The sequence below is a fragment of the Sinorhizobium sp. KGO-5 genome, assembly GCF_036245905.1.
Lineage (GTDB): Bacteria > Pseudomonadota > Alphaproteobacteria > Rhizobiales > Rhizobiaceae > Sinorhizobium > Sinorhizobium meliloti_A.
The window spans coordinates 304,509-324,617 of the sequence record NZ_BDIZ01000005.1 but is presented as its reverse complement, the minus strand read 5'-3'; the positions used below and the strand labels follow the sequence as shown (position 1 = coordinate 324,617).

At 62.4% G+C, this 20,109-nt stretch carries 18 protein-coding genes; 11 read left to right on the top strand and 7 right to left on the bottom strand.

The window, feature by feature from the left end; translation table 11 throughout:
* Window positions 1–95 precede the first annotated feature (95 nt).
* From BHD07_RS22190 to BHD07_RS22180, 3 genes are read left to right on the top strand one after another with little or no spacing between them, the layout of a single operon-like run.
* Window positions 96–932: a glycosyltransferase family 2 protein gene (locus BHD07_RS22190; RefSeq protein ID WP_338283145.1), complete on the top strand. Its 837-nt coding sequence runs from the start codon at window positions 96–98 to the stop codon at window positions 930–932.
* A gap of 18 nt (window positions 933–950) precedes the next feature.
* Entirely contained in the window at window positions 951–1,982 is a 1,032-nt protein-coding gene (locus tag BHD07_RS22185) for a glycosyltransferase (protein WP_338283093.1), read from the top strand.
* Window positions 1,979–3,001 (top strand): glycosyltransferase, encoded by a 1,023-nt coding sequence (locus BHD07_RS22180; protein WP_338283091.1) that lies wholly within the window; start codon window positions 1,979–1,981, stop codon window positions 2,999–3,001. The genes BHD07_RS22185 and BHD07_RS22180 overlap by 4 nt, the downstream gene beginning before the upstream one ends.
* A 6-nt stretch (window positions 3,002–3,007) precedes the next feature.
* Here BHD07_RS22180 and BHD07_RS22175 read toward each other — a convergent pair whose 3' ends face one another.
* Entirely contained in the window at window positions 3,008–4,063 is a 1,056-nt protein-coding gene (locus BHD07_RS22175) for a glycosyltransferase family 4 protein (RefSeq protein ID WP_338283090.1), read from the bottom strand.
* 80 nt (window positions 4,064–4,143) lie between these two features.
* A complete protein-coding gene (greA, locus tag BHD07_RS22170; protein WP_003529568.1) occupies window positions 4,144–4,620 on the bottom strand; it encodes a transcription elongation factor GreA in 477 nt (158 codons plus the stop codon).
* A gap of 318 nt (window positions 4,621–4,938) precedes the next feature.
* On the opposite strand from greA, the gene BHD07_RS22165 reads away from it, so the two are divergent.
* The gene (locus BHD07_RS22165; protein ID WP_338283144.1) at window positions 4,939–6,381 is read left to right on the top strand and encodes an MFS transporter; all 1,443 of its coding nucleotides are present in this window, start codon (window positions 4,939–4,941) and stop codon (window positions 6,379–6,381) included.
* 3 nt (window positions 6,382–6,384) lie between these two features.
* On the opposite strand, the gene BHD07_RS22160 is transcribed toward BHD07_RS22165, so the two are convergent.
* From BHD07_RS22160 to BHD07_RS22150, 3 genes are all read right to left on the bottom strand, one after another.
* Window positions 6,385–6,732 (bottom strand): DUF6894 family protein, encoded by a 348-nt coding sequence (locus tag BHD07_RS22160; protein WP_338283086.1) that lies wholly within the window; start codon window positions 6,730–6,732, stop codon window positions 6,385–6,387.
* Window positions 6,733–6,815: 83 nt separating this feature from the next.
* On the bottom strand, window positions 6,816–10,307 hold the full coding sequence (carB, locus tag BHD07_RS22155; protein ID WP_100673996.1) for a carbamoyl-phosphate synthase large subunit: 3,492 nt from the start codon (window positions 10,305–10,307) through the stop codon (window positions 6,816–6,818).
* Window positions 10,308–10,509: 202 nt separating this feature from the next.
* Window positions 10,510–11,553, bottom strand: a complete 1,044-nt coding sequence (locus BHD07_RS22150; protein ID WP_338283085.1) for a zinc-dependent alcohol dehydrogenase family protein — start codon at window positions 11,551–11,553, stop codon at window positions 10,510–10,512.
* Window positions 11,554–11,767: 214 nt separating this feature from the next.
* On the opposite strand from BHD07_RS22150, the gene ypfJ reads away from it, so the two are divergent.
* Window positions 11,768–12,703, top strand: coding sequence for a KPN_02809 family neutral zinc metallopeptidase (gene ypfJ / locus BHD07_RS22145; RefSeq protein WP_018097684.1), 936 nt, complete (start codon window positions 11,768–11,770; stop codon window positions 12,701–12,703).
* Between the two features lie 41 nt (window positions 12,704–12,744).
* Here the strand turns inward: ypfJ and BHD07_RS22140 are convergent, their stop codons facing one another.
* Window positions 12,745–13,743 (bottom strand): aldo/keto reductase, encoded by a 999-nt coding sequence (locus BHD07_RS22140; RefSeq protein WP_338283084.1) that lies wholly within the window; start codon window positions 13,741–13,743, stop codon window positions 12,745–12,747.
* A 117-nt stretch (window positions 13,744–13,860) separates the two neighbouring features.
* On the opposite strand from BHD07_RS22140, the gene BHD07_RS22135 reads away from it, so the two are divergent.
* The 3 genes from BHD07_RS22135 (at window position 13,861) to BHD07_RS22125 (ending at window position 17,758) form a co-directional block, all read left to right on the top strand.
* Complete coding sequence (locus tag BHD07_RS22135; RefSeq protein WP_324763366.1) at window positions 13,861–14,769, top strand: LysR family transcriptional regulator; 909 nt, start codon at window positions 13,861–13,863, stop codon at window positions 14,767–14,769.
* Between the two features lie 161 nt (window positions 14,770–14,930).
* Complete coding sequence (locus BHD07_RS22130; RefSeq protein ID WP_324763367.1) at window positions 14,931–16,190, top strand: TCR/Tet family MFS transporter; 1,260 nt, start codon at window positions 14,931–14,933, stop codon at window positions 16,188–16,190.
* A gap of 167 nt (window positions 16,191–16,357) precedes the next feature.
* Window positions 16,358–17,758 carry an MATE family efflux transporter gene (locus BHD07_RS22125; RefSeq protein WP_100673991.1) on the top strand — a complete coding sequence of 467 codons (1,401 nt, stop codon included), beginning with the start codon at window positions 16,358–16,360 and terminating at the stop codon, window positions 17,756–17,758.
* Window positions 17,759–18,001: 243 nt separating this feature from the next.
* Here the strand turns inward: BHD07_RS22125 and BHD07_RS22120 are convergent, their stop codons facing one another.
* Window positions 18,002–18,133 carry a hypothetical protein gene (locus tag BHD07_RS22120; protein ID WP_003529597.1) on the bottom strand — a complete coding sequence of 44 codons (132 nt, stop codon included), beginning with the start codon at window positions 18,131–18,133 and terminating at the stop codon, window positions 18,002–18,004.
* Window positions 18,134–18,358: 225 nt separating this feature from the next.
* On the opposite strand from BHD07_RS22120, the gene coaD reads away from it, so the two are divergent.
* Genes coaD through BHD07_RS22105 form a run of 3 tightly spaced genes read left to right on the top strand, consistent with a single transcriptional unit; the run spans window position 18,359 to window position 19,983 of the window.
* Window positions 18,359–18,850: a pantetheine-phosphate adenylyltransferase gene (coaD, locus tag BHD07_RS22115; protein ID WP_018097678.1), complete on the top strand. Its 492-nt coding sequence runs from the start codon at window positions 18,359–18,361 to the stop codon at window positions 18,848–18,850.
* A gap of 26 nt (window positions 18,851–18,876) precedes the next feature.
* The gene (locus tag BHD07_RS22110; RefSeq protein WP_018097677.1) at window positions 18,877–19,449 is read left to right on the top strand and encodes a peptidylprolyl isomerase; all 573 of its coding nucleotides are present in this window, start codon (window positions 18,877–18,879) and stop codon (window positions 19,447–19,449) included.
* 24 nt (window positions 19,450–19,473) lie between these two features.
* The gene (locus BHD07_RS22105; RefSeq protein WP_003529604.1) at window positions 19,474–19,983 is read left to right on the top strand and encodes a peptidylprolyl isomerase; all 510 of its coding nucleotides are present in this window, start codon (window positions 19,474–19,476) and stop codon (window positions 19,981–19,983) included.
* The last annotated feature ends 126 nt before the right edge of the window (window positions 19,984–20,109 follow it).

The following is a 20,109-nucleotide window of genomic DNA, read 5'->3' as shown; positions in this document are numbered from 1 at the left end:
TGCAGGGCGGCCCGGCCGCCGAGCATCGCAACCAAACGCCCCGCGGACCGAATGAATTGAGCAATTACCAGGACGAGAGCGAGGGAACCCTGCCGATTCCGGCGACGCGGGACGGCCATACGACCCCCAAGCTTCCGCTTTCAGCCTTCATCATCTGCTTGAATGAGGAGGCCTATCTCGGCAAGTGCATCGAGAGCCTCGAGCGGTGCGCGGAAATCGTGATCGTCGATTCCGGATCGACGGACGGCACCGCCGCTTTGGTTCAATCCTACATCGACGCGGGATGGCCAATCCGTTTCATGTACGAGCCGTGGCGCGGCTATGCCGGGCAGAAGCAGTTCGCCCTCGAGCAATGCAGCCAGCCCTGGTGCTTCAACATCGATGCGGACGAAAGATTGGACAAGGCGCTGCGGGAATTGCTGCCTGAGCTGCTCGCAGCATCGGCCGAAACCGTCGGCTGGCGCGTGGCGCGTCGTCCCTATCTGATCGGCTATGGCTACACCCCCGAAAACGTCCGCGAGCGGCGGAACTTGCGGCTGATCCGGCGCGGCAAGGGACGTTACGACCTTAGCCAGAAAGTCCATGAAGGCATCGTTCCCGAGGGAAACGTCGACAATGCCCGGACCGGCAGTCTCCTTCATTTCCGCCCGCTGCTCATGGACGAGCAGATCCTGAAGGAAAACAAATACTCGACGCTGAAAGCGGACCAGCAGGTCGAATCCGGAAAACGGCCGCGCTTCTACAAGCTCATCTTCACCCCGCCGATCTATTTTCTCAGGCTCTATTTCCGCAACGGTCTCTGGCGCTGCGGCCTGTCGGGCTTCATCGAGGCCATGACCGGGGCGGTCTATGCCTTCCTGACGGCGGCGAAGATCTACCAGCGGCACGCTCTGAAGGCGCGCCCGAATGTGGATGATGCGCTTTCGCACTGATCGATCAGGGGGTTCGGCATGAAGGTCATGCATATTCACTTCGGCACGGAGGGCGGTGCGGAGCGGTTCTTCGTCAATCTCGTCAATGCGCTGCATGAGAGGGGCGTCGAACAACGGGCACTGATCCGCCCGGGCCGCAGCTGGCGTAAGGACCTGGAGAACAGTGCTACGATCTATGAAGGGGTTTTTCGGCGCATTTCGCTTTCTCGCTTCCTCCTGAAATGGCGGATGAACCGGGTCCTTCGCGAGTTCGAGCCGGACGTCATAATGGCCTGGCAGTTGCGGGCGAGCCGCTTCATGCCGGCTCATGCCAAGGCATTTCGCATTTCCCGGCTGGGGGATTATCCCGAACATCTCGGCTACTATACCAATGTCGAGACACTCGTCTGCATCACACCGGATATGGCCGCCAAGGTTCGCGAACTTGGCTGGAAGCGCGACATCGAGGTGATCGCGAACTTCACCCGCGCAAAGCCTGCACCGCCCGTAGCGCGGGCCGACCTGCAGACACCGGCGGATGCCTTCGTCGTGGTCGGCATGGGCCGCTTCGTCAAACGCAAGGGTTTCGCAGGGCTCATCCGCGCCGTGAAGGAGGTGGACAACACCTATCTCTGGCTGGTCGGCGATGGTCCGGAACGAGAGCAGCTCGAGCAGCTGACCGACGAACTCGGGCTTCGCGATCGCGTCCGCTTCACCGGATGGCAGACCAACGCCTATGGTTTTCTCTCCGCCGGCGACGCCTTCGTCATCAACTCGTCGCACGAGCCTCTCGGCAATGTCTGCTTCGAAGGCTGGGGCGCCGGAAAGCCCACGATAGCCTCTCGCGCTGAGGGGCCATCCTGGGTGATGACGCATGAGAGCGATGCTCTCATGGTCGATTGCGGCGATGACGTGGGTCTTGCGGAGGCCATTCGCCGGCTGCGCGACGATCCGGCACTTCGCGAGAGGCTGAGCGCCGGCGGCCGCGAAACCTTGCGCACGCGCTTCTCCGAAAAAGCGATCACCGACGCTTATCTCGACCTTTTCGACAGAGGTGTCGCAAAGCGATGAAAGTCACTCACTTTCATTTCGGCAAGGACGGCGGCGCCGAGCGTTTCTTCGTACACCTGGTCAATGCGCTTGCGGAACGCGGCGTCGAGCAGTCGGCGATCATCCGCCCCGGACGCGGCTGGCGGCGAGACATCGAAGGCGCCGCGACGATCCGGGAAAGCCATTTTCGCAACCTCTCGCTCGATCGGATCCTGCTGCCGTTGAAGGTGAAGCACATGGCGCGGCGCGAGAAGCCCGATGTCCTGATGGCTTGGGCGCCCCGGGCAAGCGAGTTGATGCCGAACTACAAAGGCGCACTCAAGATCTCGCGCCTCGGCGATTATCCGACACGGTTGAGCTATTTCAGAAACACTGACTGCATCGTGTGCAACACGCCGGGAATTGCCGAGCGCGTTCGAGGTCTCGGCTGGAAACGGGAGATAAGGGTCATCTCCAATTTCACCGGAACCGGGCGCGTCGAGGCGATAGACCGGGCAATGCTCGATACGCCAGCCGATGCGCCCGTGGTGATGTCCATGGGCCGATTCGTCGAGCGGAAAGGGTTTCATACGCTGATCGAAGCGGTCGCCAGACTGCCGGGGATCTATCTCTGGCTGCTTGGCGATGGAGAGGAGCGTGACAATCTGCACAAGCTCGCGACGGACCTCGGCGTTTCCAGCCGCGTTCGCTTTGCCGGCTGGCAGGAAGACACGAGGCCCTTCCTGGCTGCGGCCGACGTCTTCGTGATGTCGTCCAGCCACGAGCCGCTCGGCAACGTCATTCTCGAGTCATGGGCCCAGGGAACGCCAGTCGTATCGACCCGTTCCGAGGGGCCGCAATGGTTCATGCGCGACGGCGAAAACGGCCTGATGGTCGATATCGGCGATGCCGAAGGTTTCGCCCGCGCCGTCGAGCAGATCGTGGCCGACAATTCCCTAAGCACGCGCTTGGCCGAGCGCGGCCACGAGACGCTTGTCGGTCAGTTCTCAAGGGAAGCGATCACTGACGCCTATCTGCAGCTGTTTGCCTCGAAGCCGTAGCCAAGATCAACGCATCAGGCTTTCGTAAACCGCTCCGATCGCGCGGGCTTCCTGCTCGATGGCGAAGTTTTCGGCGGTCCGTGCCAGGCCGTTGGCGCCGGCGGCGGCAAGCCGCGGCAGGTCGTCCATGAAGGCGGCTCCCGCATCGACCATCGCCTTGAGATCGTCGGCCGCGATGATGAGGCCCGTCTCCTCGGAACCGCTGGTTACCAGTTCCGAAAACGCGCCGACATCGGTTGCCACGACGGGGACCCCGGTCGCCATTGCTTCGAGCGGCGTCAGGCCGAAGCCTTCCCAGCGTTGCGGGGCGATGAAGAGATCGAGGGCGCGGTACCAGTCGGGAATATTCGTGTGTTCGCCTACGAACAGGATGCGGTCGGCGAGACCGGCCTTGGCGACGCGTTCCTTCAGTTCCGACTCGAAGGCGAGGTGAGGGCCGGTGGCCCGCCCGGCAACGATAGCGCCCCAGCCCGGCCGGCAGGGCAGGAGGGCGATCATGCTGTCGACGAAGAGGTCGGTCCCCTTCTGATGTCGTACGCGCCCGAAGCATCCTACGAATTTCTTCGCGGGATCGAGGCCGAGTGCCTTCTTCGCCTCCGTCTTGTCGAAGGGTGGCTGAAAGCGCTTGGTGTCGATCCCGTGCAGGATGACGGTGTTCGGTTCATTGAGATAGGCGGCCGTCCTGCCGCTGGTGGCGATAACCGCGTCCATCCGGCGGATGAGGAACTTGCTCCAGCCGGTATGCCGGCGTTGCGAAGCGGAGGTAAAGACGATCCGGATCTTCATGCGCAGCAGGTCGCGCAGAAGGATGGCCGGGAGCATTTCGACGTTTCGACGCGCGTGCCAAACGCGGCAGGGCCGGCCTTCGGGCCTCTTCCAGAGATGAATGAGATCGCGAAAGCGGACCGAAGGAAGGCTTTTGGGAAGGCCCGGCCCGAGAACCGCGATCTTCTGTCCAAGGGCACGCTGCACAGGCACCAGCTGAATGATTGTCGAGGTAACGCCGGACAGGCGCTGCTTGAAATTGGGCGCGATCACTTCGACGTCGCGGATATCGACCACCTGTGCGCTCTCCTTGCGCCTGCGACAATCAATTCAAGGGAGGAGGGGCGGCACGGGGCCGGCGCGCCCCTAAAGGCAGGTCAGCCCCATTGAACGGCGAGAATCTCATATGCCTTGGATCCGCCGGGTGCATTGACTTCGATCGAGTCGCCGACCTCCTTGCCGATCAGGGCGCGGGCGATCGGAGAGGAGATGGAGATGCGTCCCTGTTTGACGTCGGCCTCCTGATCGCCGACGATCTGATAGGTCTTTTCTTCTTCCGTATCCTCGTCGACGAGCTTCACCCTGGCGCCGAACTTGATCTTCGATCCGGACATTTTCGAAAGATCGATGACTTCGGCGCGCGCGATCAGGTCTTCGAGTTCGGAAATTCTTCCCTCGTTATGGCTCTGGGCTTCCTTTGCCGCATGATATTCGGCGTTTTCCGACAAGTCGCCATGGGCGCGGGCCTCGGCGATCGCTTCGATGATGCGCGGCCGTTCTTCCTGCTGGCGCCAGCGCAGCTCCTCCTGCAGATTGACGAATCCACCCTGTGTCATGGGCACCTTGTCGACCATTTCATCATCCTTCATCAAACACGCGGCGCCGCCTTTCGGCGGCGCCAGCGCAAAAGAAAACGGCCTCCGGAGCGCAAGCACCGGAACCGTCCGAACAAACCGAACCGATCTTATAACAGAATCCGAAGTCCGAAAGCCAGATTTTTCGCGATCCTCGCGCGGCACGTCATGTCGATCCGCGGCTTCCGGTGGGTTGGGATAAAGGTGAGATTCTCAGTAAAGCCTCTTTACCTCAACCGCGATTGAGGTCGTATCAGTGCCGGCTCCATACCAACCACACGGGGCCGAATCATGAGTTTAGTCGAAGAGGAATCACAAGTGGCCGGTCCGGCGCCGCAGACGGAGATCGACGTGGAGGAGGGGAGCTGGAGCGAGCTCCTTCGGCCGCGCCACCTCGCCGCAACCGTGACGCTGTGCCTTGGCGTCGCGCTTTTTGCCTTCAACGAGTTCTTCGTCTCGACGGCGCTGCCGACGGCCGTCGCGGAATTTGGCGGAGCCGCCCTGTTGTCCTGGGCCTTCACGCTTTACCTCGTTTTCGCCATCGTCGGTGGCGCCTTGGCGGCAAGCCTGAAGGTCCGGTTTGGCGCGCGCAACACGCTGATCGTTGCTGCGCTCGTCTTCGCAACGGGCACGGCCATCGCGACGGTGGCGAGCAGCATGCCGCAGGTTCTGACCGGGAGAGTGCTCCAGGGCCTTGGGGAGGGTATCATTGCCGCCCTGTGCTACGCGCTGATACCGGAGCTCTTTCCGCAGCGGCTGGTGCCCAAGATATTCGGCGCAGAAGCGATCGTATGGGCTGCCGCCGCCTTCGGGGGGCCGCTGATATCCGGCCTGCTCACGGAATATTGGTCCTGGCGCGCCGCCTTCTTCGTCAACATACCGGCAGCCGCAATCTTCATAGCGCTCGTCGTCGCAATCCTTCGTCAGCCAAAGCAAGGTCCAAGGACGGCCGGACCCGTTCCCTTGCTGCGCCTCGTGGCGTTCGGCTTCGGCATAATGCTGATCTCGCTCTCGAATACGGCTGCCGACGGCTACAGGATGTCGGCGCTGCTGGCGGCTGCACTCGCGGTCTTCGTCGCGACCGTTCGCTTCGACCGCCGATCGCCGCAGTCCATCCTCCCCTTCGGCGCGTTTTCGTTCGACCGCCCGCTCGGAACAGGGCTCTGGGTCGTGTTGCTGATGCCTCTGGCACAGGCCTCGGGCTCCGTCTATCTCGTCTACGCGCTGCAACATCTCTGGGGTTTCGGTCCGACCGCCGCCGGCTTCTCGAACGCCCTGATGGCCATCTCCTGGAGCCTGACGGCAATCATCGTCGCGAGCCTTCGCTCTCACGAGACGCGCATACGGCTGGTCTGGACCGGGCCGTTGTGCCTTTGCCTCGGCCTCGGCGGATTGACGCTCGCCGTCGGCACCGGCGAATACGGCCTCGTCTTCGTCAGCCAGAGCGCCGTCGGAGCCGGTTTCGGCCTTTGCTGGGGGACGCTGAGCCAACTGCTGATGAACGTCTCGACCATCGAGGAACGCGACAAGACCTCGGCGCTGCTGCCGACGCTGCAATCCGCCGGCTACGCGATCGGCGCCGCCGTTTTCGGAGCGGTCGCCAATGCCGGAGGATTCGACGAAGGTGTCAGCGCTCGGGTGATTTCGACGGCAATGCTGGGCGTTTTCGCGCTCGGCTGCGTTCTCGCCGCCGCGTCGCTCTTGTTCGGGATCAGGACCCTGCGGCTGGCGCGATGCGAGGGCAGGGCCGCCATCCGGTAGCGGTCACCGAGTGGCGGCCGGCGCATGGTCGGCTTTGAACGGATGCGGGAACAGGCCGGGGCGGGGGCGGCCGAGCAGGGCTCCCTGTTCGGCGGCGCGGCCCCGCGAAGGCGTGACCGTTGCAAGGAGCGCGCCTGCCTGCGAGCGTATCGCGACCTTCAGGGAACCATAATCCGCGTCGCGGCCGATCCTGTCGGCAATGCGCTGGGCGTAATAGAGCGCCGATCCCTCGTCGAAGTGAAGGATGCCCTCGTCATCGGTGACACAATCGTCATCCCAATGAAGATCGAAGAAATATAGCTGCATGTCGTTGCCCCAACCATGCGCGTCACGGGTGATCCGTTTCCGCATGTCGGGGCATGGAACCATGCGGCAATGGAACGCAGCCTGAATCGGACATTCAGGCTGCGTTCAGAAGCGTAAATCCGCAATGGTCAGGCTTCGAAGTAGCTCTGCAGCGGACGCACTTCGAGGTTGCCTGCCTTCAGTGCCTTGATGGCGAGTGCCGCGGCCTCGGCGCCGGCCATCGTCGTGTAATAGGGCACCTTCTGCATCAGCGTCGCACGGCGAAGCGATTTCGAGTCGGAGATCGCCTTGTTGCCGTCGGTCGTGTTGATCACGAGCTGGACCTGCCGGTTGCGGATGGCGTCCTCGACATGGGGCCGTCCTTCCAGGACCTTGTTGATCTTGGTTGCCACGATGCCCTGCTCGCCGAGGAAGCGCGCCGTGCCGCCGGTCGCCATGACCTTGAAGCCGATATCGGCGAGAATGCGAATCGCGGGCAGCACCCGTTCCTTATCCTCGTCGCGAACCGAAACGAAAACCGTTCCGTCGCGCGGCAGGTCGACGCCGGCACCGAGCTGCGACTTGGCAAAGGCCAGCGCATAGTCGGTGTCGAGGCCGATGACCTCGCCGGTCGAACGCATTTCCGGGCCAAGCAGCGTATCGACGCCCGGGAAGCGGGCGAAGGGGAACACGGCCTCCTTGACGGCGATATGTTTCAGGTTGCGCGGATCCGGCTTCTTGCCATAGGCGGCGATCGCCTCGTCGAGCATTTCGCCGGCCATGACGCGGGCGGCGATCTTGGCGATCGGCGCGCCGATCGTCTTGGCGACGAAGGGGACGGTGCGTGAAGCGCGCGGATTCACTTCGAGCACATAGATGGTGCCGTCCTTGATGGCGAACTGCACGTTCATCAGACCGCCGACATTCAGCGCCCTGGCGAGCGCCCCCGTCTGACGCTCCAGCTCGTCGACCATCTCCGTGCCGAGCGAATGCACCGGCAGCGAGCAGGCGGAGTCGCCCGAGTGGATGCCGGCTTCCTCGATATGCTCCATGATGCCCGAAACGAAGACATCCTTGCCGTCGCAAAGGCAATCGACGTCCACTTCGATCGCATTCGTCAGGTAACTGTCGAAGAGGAGCGGGTTCTTGCCGAGCAAGGTGTTGATCTGGCCCGTCTTGTCGTTCGGATAGCGCTGCTTGATATCTTCAGGAACCAGCCCCGGAACGGTATCGAGCAGATAGCTCTGCAGCATGCTTTCCGAATGGATGATCTGCATGGCGCGACCGCCGAGAACATAGGACGGGCGCACGACCAGCGGGAAGCCGATTTCGCCGGCGACGAGGCGGGCCTGCTCGACGGAGTAGGCAATGCCGTTATTCGGCTGGTTGAGGTCGAGCTTCATCAGGAGCTTCTGGAAGCGATCACGGTCCTCGGCGAGGTCGATCGCGTCCGGCGCGGTGCCGAGGATCGGGATGCCGTTCTTTTCCAGCGCTTCGGCAAGCTTCAGCGGAGTCTGGCCGCCGAACTGGACAATGACGCCGTGCAAAGTGCCGTTTTCCTGTTCGGCACGCATGATCTCGATCACGTCCTCTGCCGTCAGGGGTTCGAAATAGAGCCGGTCGGAGGTGTCGTAATCTGTCGAAACCGTCTCCGGGTTGCAGTTGATCATGATCGCTTCGTAGCCGGCGTCCTTCAGTGCGAAGGCGGCATGGCAGCAGCAGTAGTCGAATTCGATGCCCTGGCCGATCCGGTTCGGTCCGCCGCCGAGGATGACGACCTTTTTCCGATCGGAAACCTGCGCCTCCGACCGGGCGGCACCGACGAAAGGCGTCTCGTAGGTCGAATACATGTAGGCGGTCGGCGATGCGAACTCGGCCGCGCAGGTGTCGATGCGCTTGTAGACCGGGCGCACGTTCAGTGCGTTGCGGAGCTCTGCCACTTCTTTCGGACGCTTGCCGGTAAGCGTCGCAAGCCGGGCGTCGGAGAAGCCCATCGCCTTCAGCATGCGCAGGTTCTCGGCGTCGGTGGGCAGGCCGTGCTCGCGGATGCGCGCCTCCATGTCTACGATCGCCTTGAACTGGGCAATGAACCAGGGGTCGATCTTGCAGGCTTCATGCACTTCGGCTTCGCTCATGCCGAGACGCAGCGCCTGGGCGACCATGCGCAGGCGGTCCGGCGTCGGCGTGCCGAGCGCAGCGCGGATGGCATTGCGACCGTCGCCGTTGTCGTCGAAATCAGGAACCTCGATTTCGTCAAGTCCGGTCAGCCCGGTCTCAAGCCCGCGCAGCGCCTTCTGCAGCGATTCGGCGAAGGTCCGGCCGATCGCCATGACTTCGCCCACCGACTTCATTGCGGTCGTGAGCGTCGGCTCGGCTCCCGGGAATTTCTCGAAGGCGAAGCGGGGGATCTTGGTGACGACGTAGTCGATCGACGGTTCGAATGATGCGGGCGTCGCGCCGCCGGTGATGTCGTTCTCGAGCTCGTCGAGCGTATAGCCGACGGCGAGCTTGGCGGCGATCTTGGCGATCGGGAAGCCGGTCGCCTTCGATGCGAGTGCGGAGGAGCGCGAGACCCGCGGATTCATCTCGATGACGACGAGGCGGCCATTCTCAGGGTTGACGGCGAACTGGACGTTCGAGCCGCCCGTTTCGACGCCGATCTCGCGCAGCACCGCTATCGAGGCGTTGCGCATGATCTGATATTCCTTGTCGGTCAAGGTCAGCGCCGGCGCAACGGTGATCGAATCGCCCGTGTGGACGCCCATCGGATCGATGTTCTCGATCGAGCAGATGATGATGCAGTTGTCCGCCTTGTCGCGGACGACCTCCATTTCATATTCCTTCCAGCCGAGGACCGATTCTTCGATCAGGACTTCTGTCGTCGGCGACGCGTCGAGACCGCTGCCCACGATCTCGAAGAACTCCGAACGGTTATAGGCGATGCCGCCGCCGGTGCCGCCGAGCGTGAAGGACGGCCGGATGATCGCGGGGAGGCCGACATCGTCGAGCGCCTGTGCGGCGATCGCCATGGCATGGTTCACATAGCGCTGCTTGCGATCGCCTTCGCCCAGGTTCCACTGGTTTTCGAGTTCGTCCAGCGCCTTGTCGAGTTCGTCACCGGAAAGCTTCGCCTTGAGGGCCGAGCGCTCCGCCTCGTGTGACTTGCGGTCGTGGTCCTTGATGTCCGTGGCGTTCGCCAATCGCGACTTGGGCGTCTCCAGGCCGATATGCGCCATGGCCTCGCGGAACAGGGCACGGTCTTCCGCCTTGTCGATCGCCTCGGGCTTCGCACCGATCATCTCGACATTGTAGCGGTCGAGCACGCCCATGCGGCGCAGCGACAGGGCCGTGTTGAGCGCCGTCTGTCCGCCCATGGTCGGCAGCAGCGCGTCCGGGCGTTCCTTGGCGATGATCTTGGCGACGACCTCGGGCGTAATCGGCTCGACATAGGTCGCGTCCGCCAGTCCCGGATCGGTCATGATCGTCGCCGGGTTGGAGTTGACCAGAATGACGCGGTAGCCTTCCTCCTTCAACGCCTTGCACGCCTGGGTGCCGGAGTAGTCGAATTCGCATGCCTGACCGATGACGATCGGCCCCGCGCCGATGATGAGGATCGATTTGATGTCTTGGCGCTTCGGCATGGGCAATCATCCGTTTCTAGCTGCGCGAAAAACCGGCCAGGTTGGGAGGTCACCGGCCGGGTCGCGCATTGATGGTCTTTTCAGGCTAGAAGCGGCTTATAGGCAAATGTTTTCGCCAGCGGAACCCCGAAAATTCGGGAATCGACAAGAAAGCGAAGATATTTGTTCCGCCTCTCGAACCAACGGTTCTCCTATGGAATCGCTACTGCTGCGCCACCCGCTCGGCGGACGGGATCACCAATACCTTCACCTCGCCGGCAGCGGCGGGATTTGAAATGACACCAGGCGCCTCATCGAGCGATATGCGCCGTGAAATCAACCGGTCGATCTCGATCGCGCCTGCCGCGACCAGGTCGGCCGCGCGGCGGTGGACGAAGGGATTGATAAAGGAACCAAGCACGCGGAGCTCGCGGAAGAGAATGTCGAACGGTTCGATTTCGACCTTTTCGCCTTGCGGCAGCACGCCGAGGATCACGACCGTACCGCCCGCTTTGGCGAGGCGCGTCGACTGCTTCACCGTTTCCGGGACTCCGGCGCACTCGATGACGACATCGACCCCTCCGGGGACGAGACCTGCCGGACCCGCGATCGCCTCGATGACGTCGCCGGCCGACGGGTCGACCGATGCGGTGGCGCCGAGATTCTCGGCCAGACGACGCTTCGCTGCCTGGCGTGTCGACAGAATGACCGTCGTGGCGCCGGCGAGCCTCGCGAGCTGCACCGTCAGCAGGCCGATCACGCCGCCGCCCAGGATCGCCACCGTCGAGCCCGCCTTGATGCCCGAAAGATCGACACCGTGCAGGCAGCAGGCGAGAGGCTCGCAGAAAGCGCCGTGCACGGGATCGAGAGCAAGCGGAATTTCGAACGCCTGCTTGCGCGGCACCAGGACGTATTCGGCGAAGCCGCCGTCGCGATGGATGCCGATCGCGCGCAAATTCCGGCAGAGATTGACCCGGCCCATCTGGCACTGGGGGCAGCGACCGCAGGAGATGTTGGGATCTCCGGTAATCCTCGCACCCGGTGCGATGTCTCGAACGCCGCTCCCGGCTTCAACGACGATGCCGCAGAATTCGTGGCCGAGCGTTACCGGTGGCGTCGACGGAAATTCCCCATGAAGAAGATGACGATCGGTCCCGCAGATGCCGCAAGCTTCCACTTTGACGAGCAGATCGTCAGGCCCGGGCACGGGAATCTCGACGTTCCGAACGGAGATATTGCCCACCGACTCCAGACGCACTGCCTTCATCTGTTCCTCCCGTCGCCTGCTTTCCATTGGAGCCGAACACGGCGCGAGCGTCAATCCTGCGGCCCTTGCCCTTTGCGCCGGCAGCTCCGCTCGACAAAACGATGCGTCGCATGCAACCGGGTGACGGCGATTGCGTTTTACAAGGATTGCCGCCCCGGCTTATAAAATCACTCAGCGCGCTAAAGTAGAGGCGACGCCTTCTGGAGGACAGATCATGGAATGGAAGGGCCGCCGCCAGTCCGGAAACATCGAGGATCAACGCGGGGCCGGCCCCCGGGGAGGCGGTCCTTTCGGTCGTGGCGGTGGATTCCGCCTGCCGGGTGGTGGCGGCGGAATGCGTCGCGCCGGCGGCGGCATGAGCTTCGGCACGCTCATCTTCCTCGTCATTCTCTATTTCGTCCTGAAGGCGATGGGCATCGACATGCTCCAGGTGCTCGAGGGTGGGGGCCCGGCGAACATGCCGGGCTTCGAGCAGAGCGACGGTTCGGGGGCGCCGCAGGGCACGGCCGAGGAAGAAGAGATGAAGGCCTTCATGGCCACGGTTCTTGCCGAGACGGAGGACACCTGGAACGGCATCTTCCAGGCAAGCGGCGAGCAATATGAAGAACCGAGGCTGGTGCTGTTCAGCGGCTCGGTCCGCTCGGCCTGCGGCTTTGCCTCGTCCGCCTCGGGTCCTTTCTATTGCCCCGGCGACCGAAAAGTCTATCTCGATATGAGCTTCTTCGACGAGCTGGCCCAGAAGTTCGAGGCCTCCGGCGACTTTGCCCAGGCTTATGTGCTGGCGCATGAAGTCGGCCATCATGTCCAGAACCTGATCGGCGTATTGCCAAAATTCAATGAAATGCGGCAACGCATGAGCGAGGCCGAGGCGAACCAGATGTCGGTCCGGGTCGAACTGCAGGCGGACTGCTTCGCCGGAATCTGGGGCAAGTACACCGAGCAGAAGGGGCTGCTGGAGCGTGGCGATCTGGAGGAGGCGCTGAACGCTGCGACCCAGATCGGCGACGACACGCTGCAGAAGCGCATGCAGGGCTATGTCGTCCCGGAAAGTTTCAATCACGGCACGTCCGAGCAGCGGATGCGGTGGTTCCAGCGGGGCTTCGACAGCGGCAAGATGTCGGATTGCGACACGTTCTCCGGCGCTATCTGATCACAACGCCGGACCGGGCTGCCCGGTCCGGCGTTCCTTCGTCATCTCTGCCGCTCGCTGTCCATGTGCACGAGCTGTGCTTCCGGATAACGCGCACCGGCGGCGGCGCCTTTCGGCACGGCGCTTTCGATCGCAGACATGTCGTCAGCGTCCAGTCGGACCGCCTGCGCGCCGAGTGCTTCGGCGAGACGGTCCCGCCGGCGCGCACCGACGAGCGGCACGATATCATGACCTTGAGCGGCGACCCAGGCGATGGCGATCTGGGCGACGGTAACGCCTTTGGCCTCGGCGATGCGTCTGAGCGCCTCGACCAAGGCGAGGTTTCGCTCGACATTTCCTTCCTGAAACCGGGGGCTCATCGCTCGAAAGTCGCCGCCCTTTGCGGCATCTTTCTGCCAGTGGCCGCTGATCAGCCCGCGCGACAGCACACCGTAGGCCGTGACGGCGATGCCGAGTTCGCGGCAGACCGGCAGGATCTCGTCCTCGATGCCGCGCGAAACCAGCGAATATTCGATCTGGAGGTCTGAGATCGGGTGAACGGCTGCCGCGCGCCTTATCGTGTCCGGGCCGACTTCGGAGAGACCGATATGGCGCACATAGCCTGCCTTTACCATGTCGGCAATGGCACCGATCGTCTCCTCTATGGGCACGTTCGGATCGAGACGGGAGGGGCGATAGACGTCGATATATTCGACGCCGAGGCGCTGCAGCGTATAGGCGAGAAAGTTGCGTACAGCGTTCGGTCGTGCATCGTAACCGAGCCATGCGCCGGCCGGATCCCGCAATGCGCCGAACTTGACGCTCAACTGCACCTGGTCTCGATTGCGTCCCTTGAGCGCCTCGCCGATCAGGATCTCGTTGTGCCCCATGCCGTAAAAGTCGCCGGTGTCGAGCAGGGTGATGCCCGCATCGAGGGCCGCATGAATGGTGGCGATGCTTTCCGCGCGATCGGACGGACCGTACATGCCCGACATTCCCATGCAGCCAAGCCCGATTGCCGAGACCTTCGGACCGGAATTCCCGAGCGAAACCATATGCATCTCGTTTCTCCTTTGATGAGCCGTCCCGCGGCCGCTTGCGTCGATGCAATGTTTACTTCGGATGGCAGTGTGCGATAATCACCCACAAGCCAAACGACTTGTTCTGAATTTTGTACAATGCATGATCTGCCGCTTGCCGATCTCGACGCCTTTGCCGCGGTTGCACGCGAGCGCAGCTTTCGTACGGCCGCCCGCAAGCGCGGCGTTTCCGCTTCGGCGCTCAGCGAAGCCCTGCGACGGCTGGAGGCGAGACTCGGCGTCAGATTGCTCAACCGCACGACGCGCAGCGTCACGCCGACGGAAGCGGGCAAGCGCTTGCTCGAGCGGCTGTCGCCGGCGCTCGGGGAGATTGCCGGAGCGCTCGATCAGGTGGCGAGCGAGCGCGGCAGTCCGGCAGGTACATTGCGGTTGAACGTTCCGACCATCGTCGCAAGGGTCATCCTGCCGCCGCTCGTCGGCCGATTCATGAAAGCGCATCCGGCGATCACCTTGGAGGTCACCGCCGAGGATGGCTTCATCGATGTGCTTGCCGCCGGCTTCGATGCCGGCGTGCGCTACGAGGAACGCGTCGAGAAGGACATGATCGCAATTCCCATCGGTCCGCGCGTGCAGCGCTACATCACCGCGGCCGCTCCGGACTATCTCGCCCGTCACGGCGAACCGCAACATCCGCGCGATCTTCTCGACCACGCGACCATCCGCCACCGATTCCAGAACGGCGTTTCGCTGCCGTGGGAATTTGGCGAGGGAGAAATGGCGATGAATATTGCGCCGCCGCCGGCAGTGCTCGCCAATTCGGTCGACCTCGAGCTCGGCGCGGCCGTCGACGGCCTGGGGGTGATACGTACCTTCGAGGAGTTCCTGATGCCGCAGATCGAGGCCGGGAGACTGGTTCGCATCCTCGCAGCATGGGAGACCAGCTTTCCCGGGCCGTTCCTTTACTATGCCGGTCGCCGGCACCTGCCGGCGCCCGTGCGCGCCTTCGTGGACTTCCTGAAGTCGGAGCAGCGGCATGCGGGGCAATGATGCACGCGGAGGCTATACGAGCTATCAGCACAACCGATCGGTACCATCTTAAACTTTGACATGTTCACGTATTGTTTCGGATCAGGCAAGCCGTTACACCTAATCTGGTAACGTCGTTCACGTTCTGTCTCCGCTCCGGCGGAAAGCGGGGAGGGAGCTTCATGCTCGACAAGAAATTCGTGAGACGCGGCCTGTTCCTCGTCTTCCTCATTCTCTTCCTCGACATCATGGGCATCGCAATCATCGTGCCGGTGTTGCCGACCTATCTGGAGGAGCTGACGGGCGCGGATGTCGGCGAGGCCGCCATCGACGGCGGGTGGTTGTTGCTCGTCTATTCGGCGATGCAATTTCTCTTCGCACCGCTAATCGGGAATCTGAGCGATCGATTCGGGCGTCGGCCGGTCCTGCTCGCCTCCGTGCTGACATTCGCTATCGACAACCTGATCTGTGCGCTTGCGACCAGTTATTGGATGCTCTTCATCGGACGCAGCCTTGCCGGCATCAGCGGCGCGAGCTTCGGCACCGCATCCGCCTACATTGCCGATGTCAGCGACGATGAGAACCGCGCCAAGAATTTCGGGCTGATCGGCATTGCCTTCGGCACCGGTTTTGCGCTCGGCCCGGTCATCGGAGGCTTCCTTGGCGAATTGGGCCCGAGAGTGCCCTTTTATGGTGCTGCAGCGCTCTCCTTCGTCAATTTCATCATGGGGGTCTTTCTCCTGCCGGAAACGCTCGCCCCGGCCAACCGGCGCCGCTTCGAATGGCATCGGGCCAATCCGCTCGGCGCGCTCAAGCAGATGCGGCATTATCCGGGGATCGGCTGGGTAGGCCTCGTCTTCTTCCTCTACTGGCTGGCTCACGCCGTCTACCCGGCCGTCTGGTCCTTCGTTGCTTCCTATCGCTACGGGTGGAGCGAAGGGCAGATCGGACTTTCGCTGGGGATCTTCGGTGTCGGCGGCGCAATCGTGATGGCGCTGGTGCTCCCCCGCGTCGTGCCCGCACTGGGAGAAAGGCGAACCGCAGCACTCGGGCTCACTTTCACAGCCCTCGGGATGGCCGGCTATGCGACTGCCTGGGAAGGCTGGATGGTCTATGCGGTGATCGTCGCGACGGCGCTCGAAAGCCTCGCCGACCCACCGCTCCGCAGCATAGCCTCCGTCCATGTCCCGCCTTCGGCACAGGGCGAGCTGCAAGGTGCGCTCACCAGCATATCCAGCATCACCACGATCCTCGGGCCTCTGATGTTCACGCAAATTTTCGCCTTCTTCACCGACCCTGCAGCCGCCTATCGCTTTTCCGGCGCCCCCTATGCCCTGGCAGGCTGTTTGATCGTCGCCGCGCTGGTGATTTTCCTTGCCAAGGTCCGCGCCGGCCGGGGAAATGTCATCCGGGATGCCGTTCCGAGCGTGACGGAGGCATAGCGGTCCGTGGCTTCCCTGCCTCCAGATTGATCAATATTCTTGATCGATCGATGAAAAATCGAGCAGTTCGGCCTTTACCGCTGGCGCAAGCCCTGGTGGTGCTCTAATTCGTTCTCTCTTCTTCATTTTTCCCTTTGCCCATTGCCGGTGCAGAGCCAGGATTCCTCATGCTGACCGCGACCAAAGACTTCGTGCTTGCGCAGAGCGACAATTCATGGCCCACGCATTTTCGCGCGAGCCTCTATCTTGGCGTGCCGTTTATCGGCGCCCAGCTGGCCCAGTTGGCAATCAATACGACGGACGTGCTCATGGTCGGCCAGCTGGGCGCCACCCAGCTGGCGTCGATCATCCTCGCGACGCAGGTCTTCTTCACGGTCTTCATATTCGGCAGCGGATTTGCCAATGCGGTGGTCCCCATGGTTGCTCAGGCGCAGGGCCGGGGCGATCAGGTCTCCGTCCGGCGCTCGGTACGCATGGGCATGTGGGTGGTGCTGCTTTACGGCGTGCTGACTGCGCCGGTCCTCTGGATGGCCGAGCCGATCCTTCTCTTTGCCGGGCAGAAACCCGAAGTCGCTGCGCTTGCGGGAGAATATCTGCATATCGCGCAATGGGCGATCTTCCCCAGCCTCATTTTCATGGTCCTCAGGGCATTCTTGAGCGGGCTCGAGCGGGCAGGGGTGATCCTCTACGTGACGCTCGTGACCTTGGTTCTCAATGCCGCGCTTTGCTATGTTCTAATTTTCGGCCATTTCGGTTTTCCGGAGCTGGGCATCTTCGGAGCGGCCGTCGCCGCTCTCGGCGTGGCGCTGCTCGGTGCGGCCCTGACGATAGGCTATATCCGCCGGCAGCCGGAACTGCATCGCTACGAGCTGTTCGTCCGCTTCTGGCGGCCGGATTGGCCGGCTTTCGGAGAGGTGGTCTATCTCGGCATTCCGATCTCCGTGACGATTCTCGCGGAAGTCAGCCTGTTTACCGTGGCTTCGCTGCTCATGGGCACGATCGGAACCATCGAGCTGGCGGCCCACGGCATAGCACTCCAGTTCGCGTCCATCGCTTTCATGATCCCGCTTGGGCTGGCGCAGGCCGGAACGGTTCGCATAGGATTGGCCTATGGCAGCGGCGACATGGTAGGCGTGAAGCGTGCCGCAATTGCCGTGCTGACGCTCGGCGTCGGCTTTGCTGCCGTCGGCAGCACGATTTTCGCCCTGTTTCCGCACGAGCTTGCCGGCCTCTACCTCGATACGAGGCGGCCCGATGCAGCCGAGGTTCTCGCCTTTGCAGGACCACTGATCGTCATCGCCGGTGCCTTCCAGCTCGTCGACGGCCTGCAGGCCATTGCCGCCGGCATGCTGCGCGGCCTCAAGGACACGACCATACCGATGATCCTGGCGATGATCGCCTATTGGCCGATCGGCTTTTTCTGCGCCTGGGCTTTTGCCTTTCCGCTGGGTTTCGGCGGCGTCGGCGTCTGGTTCGGCTTCGTCCTCGGTCTTGCGTCTGCGGCGCTGTTGCTCAACTGGCGCTTCTTCCGTCTCCTCCGCAGGGTGAGCGTGGCCCCGGCCGGCTAAGGCCTGTCGAGATCGGATACCCGCGGCGTCTTGTTTGATTTCCTCATTCCTGTGCTTGTCACAGGTATCCAGCCAGAAAGGCAGGGCATGTGCGCAAAGAAAAAGCCGGACGGGCAGGGGAGACCGTCCGGCTTGTAGTAGCGATCGCATCAGGGGAAGAATGGGATCGCTTGTGAAACTTCCGGCGAGAAGTTTCCTGGAGGCATTGGTTTCAACTGTGGCGAGCCACGATATTAGAATTCGTCATTTGCGCCTGCGTCTATCGGCCAGCGGCAACAGCACGGTCGCGCGGTCACGGTCCTCGTCTCGCAGCGCATGGATCGTCGCAACGACCATCGCGAAGAACATCGCCATCGAAAATAGAGCAAGTCCCATGGCCGTCTCCTTTCGTGGTTTTAAACGGCAGGTACTGAAAAAAGTTCCCGTCGACTTGGCTCCACACTAAGACTTGCGGTGTGAAACCCTCTTGAACGTTGCGTTCATCTAGCATTCACCATTTTGCCGACGCTGTTTCCGGGGGAACAGGAAGCAAGGATCGTACAACCCTTGCGGTCCGCGGCCGTCCGTGACAAAAGGCTTCACCAAACGGAAACAGGCGCGATGACCACGGCTTTCTATCCCGGCTCCTTCGATCCGATCACCAACGGGCATCTCGATGTACTCGTCCAGGCATTGAACGTCGCAGCCAAGGTCATCGTCGCGATCGGAGTTCATCCCGGTAAGGCGCCGCTTTTCACTTTCGACGAAAGGGCGGATCTCATCCGGGCCGCGCTTGAGGAGACGCTGCCGGAGAGGGCAGCCGACATCTCCGTCGTCTCTTTCGACAATCTCGTGGTCGATGCCGCCCGCAAGCACGGCGCAAGGCTGCTGGTCCGGGGGCTCCGCGATGGAACGGACCTGGACTACGAGATGCAGATGGCGGGCATGAACCGGCAGATGGCCCCTGACATTCAGACCCTGTTCCTGCCGGCAGGTACCGCCTCGCGGCCCATTACGGCCACATTGGTTCGGCAGATCGCGGCTATGGGCGGTGACGTCAGCGCTTTCGTCCCTGGGGCGGTTCACCAGGCGCTGCAGGCAAAGCGCAAATAAAGCTTTACATCACGCAAGGAGTCCCAATGAAGATTCTCCAATTCGCTTTTGCCGGAGCCTTGGCGCTCGCAACCTTCACGGGAGGTGCGCTGGCGCAGTCCGGCGAAAACATTCTGACGGTTCAGCTCAAGGATGGTCCGGTGGTCATCGAACTGCGTCCGGATATCGCCCCGAAGCACGTCCAGCAGATCAAGGAACTGGCCGCGGCGGGCGAATATGACAATGTCGCCTTTCATCGCGTCATCAAGGGCTTCATGGCCCAGACCGGCGACGTCGAGTTCGGCGACGTGAAGGACGGCTACCAGCCCGATCGCGCTGGAACCGGCGGCTCGTCCAAGCCCAACCTTCCGGCCGAGTTCTCCGACGTTCCCTTCGAGCGCGGCACGGTCGGTATGGCCCGCGCCCAGGATCCAAACAGTGCCAACTCGCAGTTCTTCATCATGTTCGCACCGGGCGATTTCCTCAACGGCCAATACACGGTCGTCGGCAAGGTGGTCGAAGGCATGGAGAATGTCGACAAGATCAAACTCGGCGATGACGCCAATAATGGTGCCGTCGCCGATCCAGATCGCATGATCAGCGTTAAGGTCGGCAGGTAAGACTGAAACAGAAGGAGAAGAATCATGGCCGAGATCAAGGATCCGGAAAATACGATCATCATGGAAACCACAAAGGGCAGGGTGGTGATCGAGCTGCGGCCGGACGTGGCTCCGGGCCATGTCGCCCGCATCAAGGAACTGACGCGTGAAGGCGCCTATGACGGGGTGGTCTTTCACCGCGTGATCGAGGATTTCATGGCCCAGACCGGTGACGTGCAATATGGCAAGACCGGCGGCGAGCAATTCAACCCGTCCCGCGCGGGCATGGGCGGTTCCTCGAAGCCGGATCTGAAGGCCGAATTCTCCGACGTTTCACATGTGCGCGGAACGTGCTCCATGGCGCGCAGCCAGATGCCGAACTCGGCCAATTCCCAGTTCTTCATCTGCTTCACCGACGCTCCCTGGCTCAACAAGCAGTATTCGGTCTGGGGCCAGGTCGTCGAAGGAATGGAGAATATCGACAACATCAAGCGCGGCGAACCGGTCCGCGATCCGGATACCATCGTTTCGATGCGGGTTGCCGCCGACGCCTGATCTGCGCTACTGCATGTTGCCTTGGATCGTCATCGATCCAAGGACGGAACATGCAGCGGTTCGACGTGCTGCGGCGATCTTCGCGCGTCTTGTCAGACGCGCGGCGCTGTAGCGCACTGACCTGCC

Bases quoted from the DNA above. Each gene is read 5' to 3' on its own strand.
- BHD07_RS22185 (WP_338283093.1), top strand. From the start codon at position 951: ATGAAGGTCATGCATATTCACTTCGGCACGGAGGGCGGTGCGGAGCGG.
- BHD07_RS22180 (WP_338283091.1), top strand. From the start codon at position 1,979: ATGAAAGTCACTCACTTTCATTTCGGCAAGGACGGCGGCGCCGAGCGT.
- greA (WP_003529568.1), bottom strand. From the start codon at position 4,620: ATGGTCGACAAGGTGCCCATGACACAGGGTGGATTCGTCAATCTGCAG.
- BHD07_RS22160 (WP_338283086.1), bottom strand. From the start codon at position 6,732: ATGCGGAAACGGATCACCCGTGACGCGCATGGTTGGGGCAACGACATG.
- carB (WP_100673996.1), bottom strand. From the start codon at position 10,307: ATGCCGAAGCGCCAAGACATCAAATCGATCCTCATCATCGGCGCGGGG.
- BHD07_RS22150 (WP_338283085.1), bottom strand. From the start codon at position 11,553: ATGAAGGCAGTGCGTCTGGAGTCGGTGGGCAATATCTCCGTTCGGAAC.
- ypfJ (WP_018097684.1), top strand. From the start codon at position 11,768: ATGGAATGGAAGGGCCGCCGCCAGTCCGGAAACATCGAGGATCAACGC.
- BHD07_RS22140 (WP_338283084.1), bottom strand. From the start codon at position 13,743: ATGCATATGGTTTCGCTCGGGAATTCCGGTCCGAAGGTCTCGGCAATC.
- BHD07_RS22135 (WP_324763366.1), top strand. From the start codon at position 13,861: ATGCATGATCTGCCGCTTGCCGATCTCGACGCCTTTGCCGCGGTTGCA.
- BHD07_RS22130 (WP_324763367.1), top strand. From the start codon at position 14,931: ATGCTCGACAAGAAATTCGTGAGACGCGGCCTGTTCCTCGTCTTCCTC.
- BHD07_RS22125 (WP_100673991.1), top strand. From the start codon at position 16,358: ATGCTGACCGCGACCAAAGACTTCGTGCTTGCGCAGAGCGACAATTCA.
- BHD07_RS22120 (WP_003529597.1), bottom strand. From the start codon at position 18,133: ATGGGACTTGCTCTATTTTCGATGGCGATGTTCTTCGCGATGGTCGTT.
- coaD (WP_018097678.1), top strand. From the start codon at position 18,359: ATGACCACGGCTTTCTATCCCGGCTCCTTCGATCCGATCACCAACGGG.
- BHD07_RS22110 (WP_018097677.1), top strand. From the start codon at position 18,877: ATGAAGATTCTCCAATTCGCTTTTGCCGGAGCCTTGGCGCTCGCAACC.
- BHD07_RS22105 (WP_003529604.1), top strand. From the start codon at position 19,474: ATGGCCGAGATCAAGGATCCGGAAAATACGATCATCATGGAAACCACA.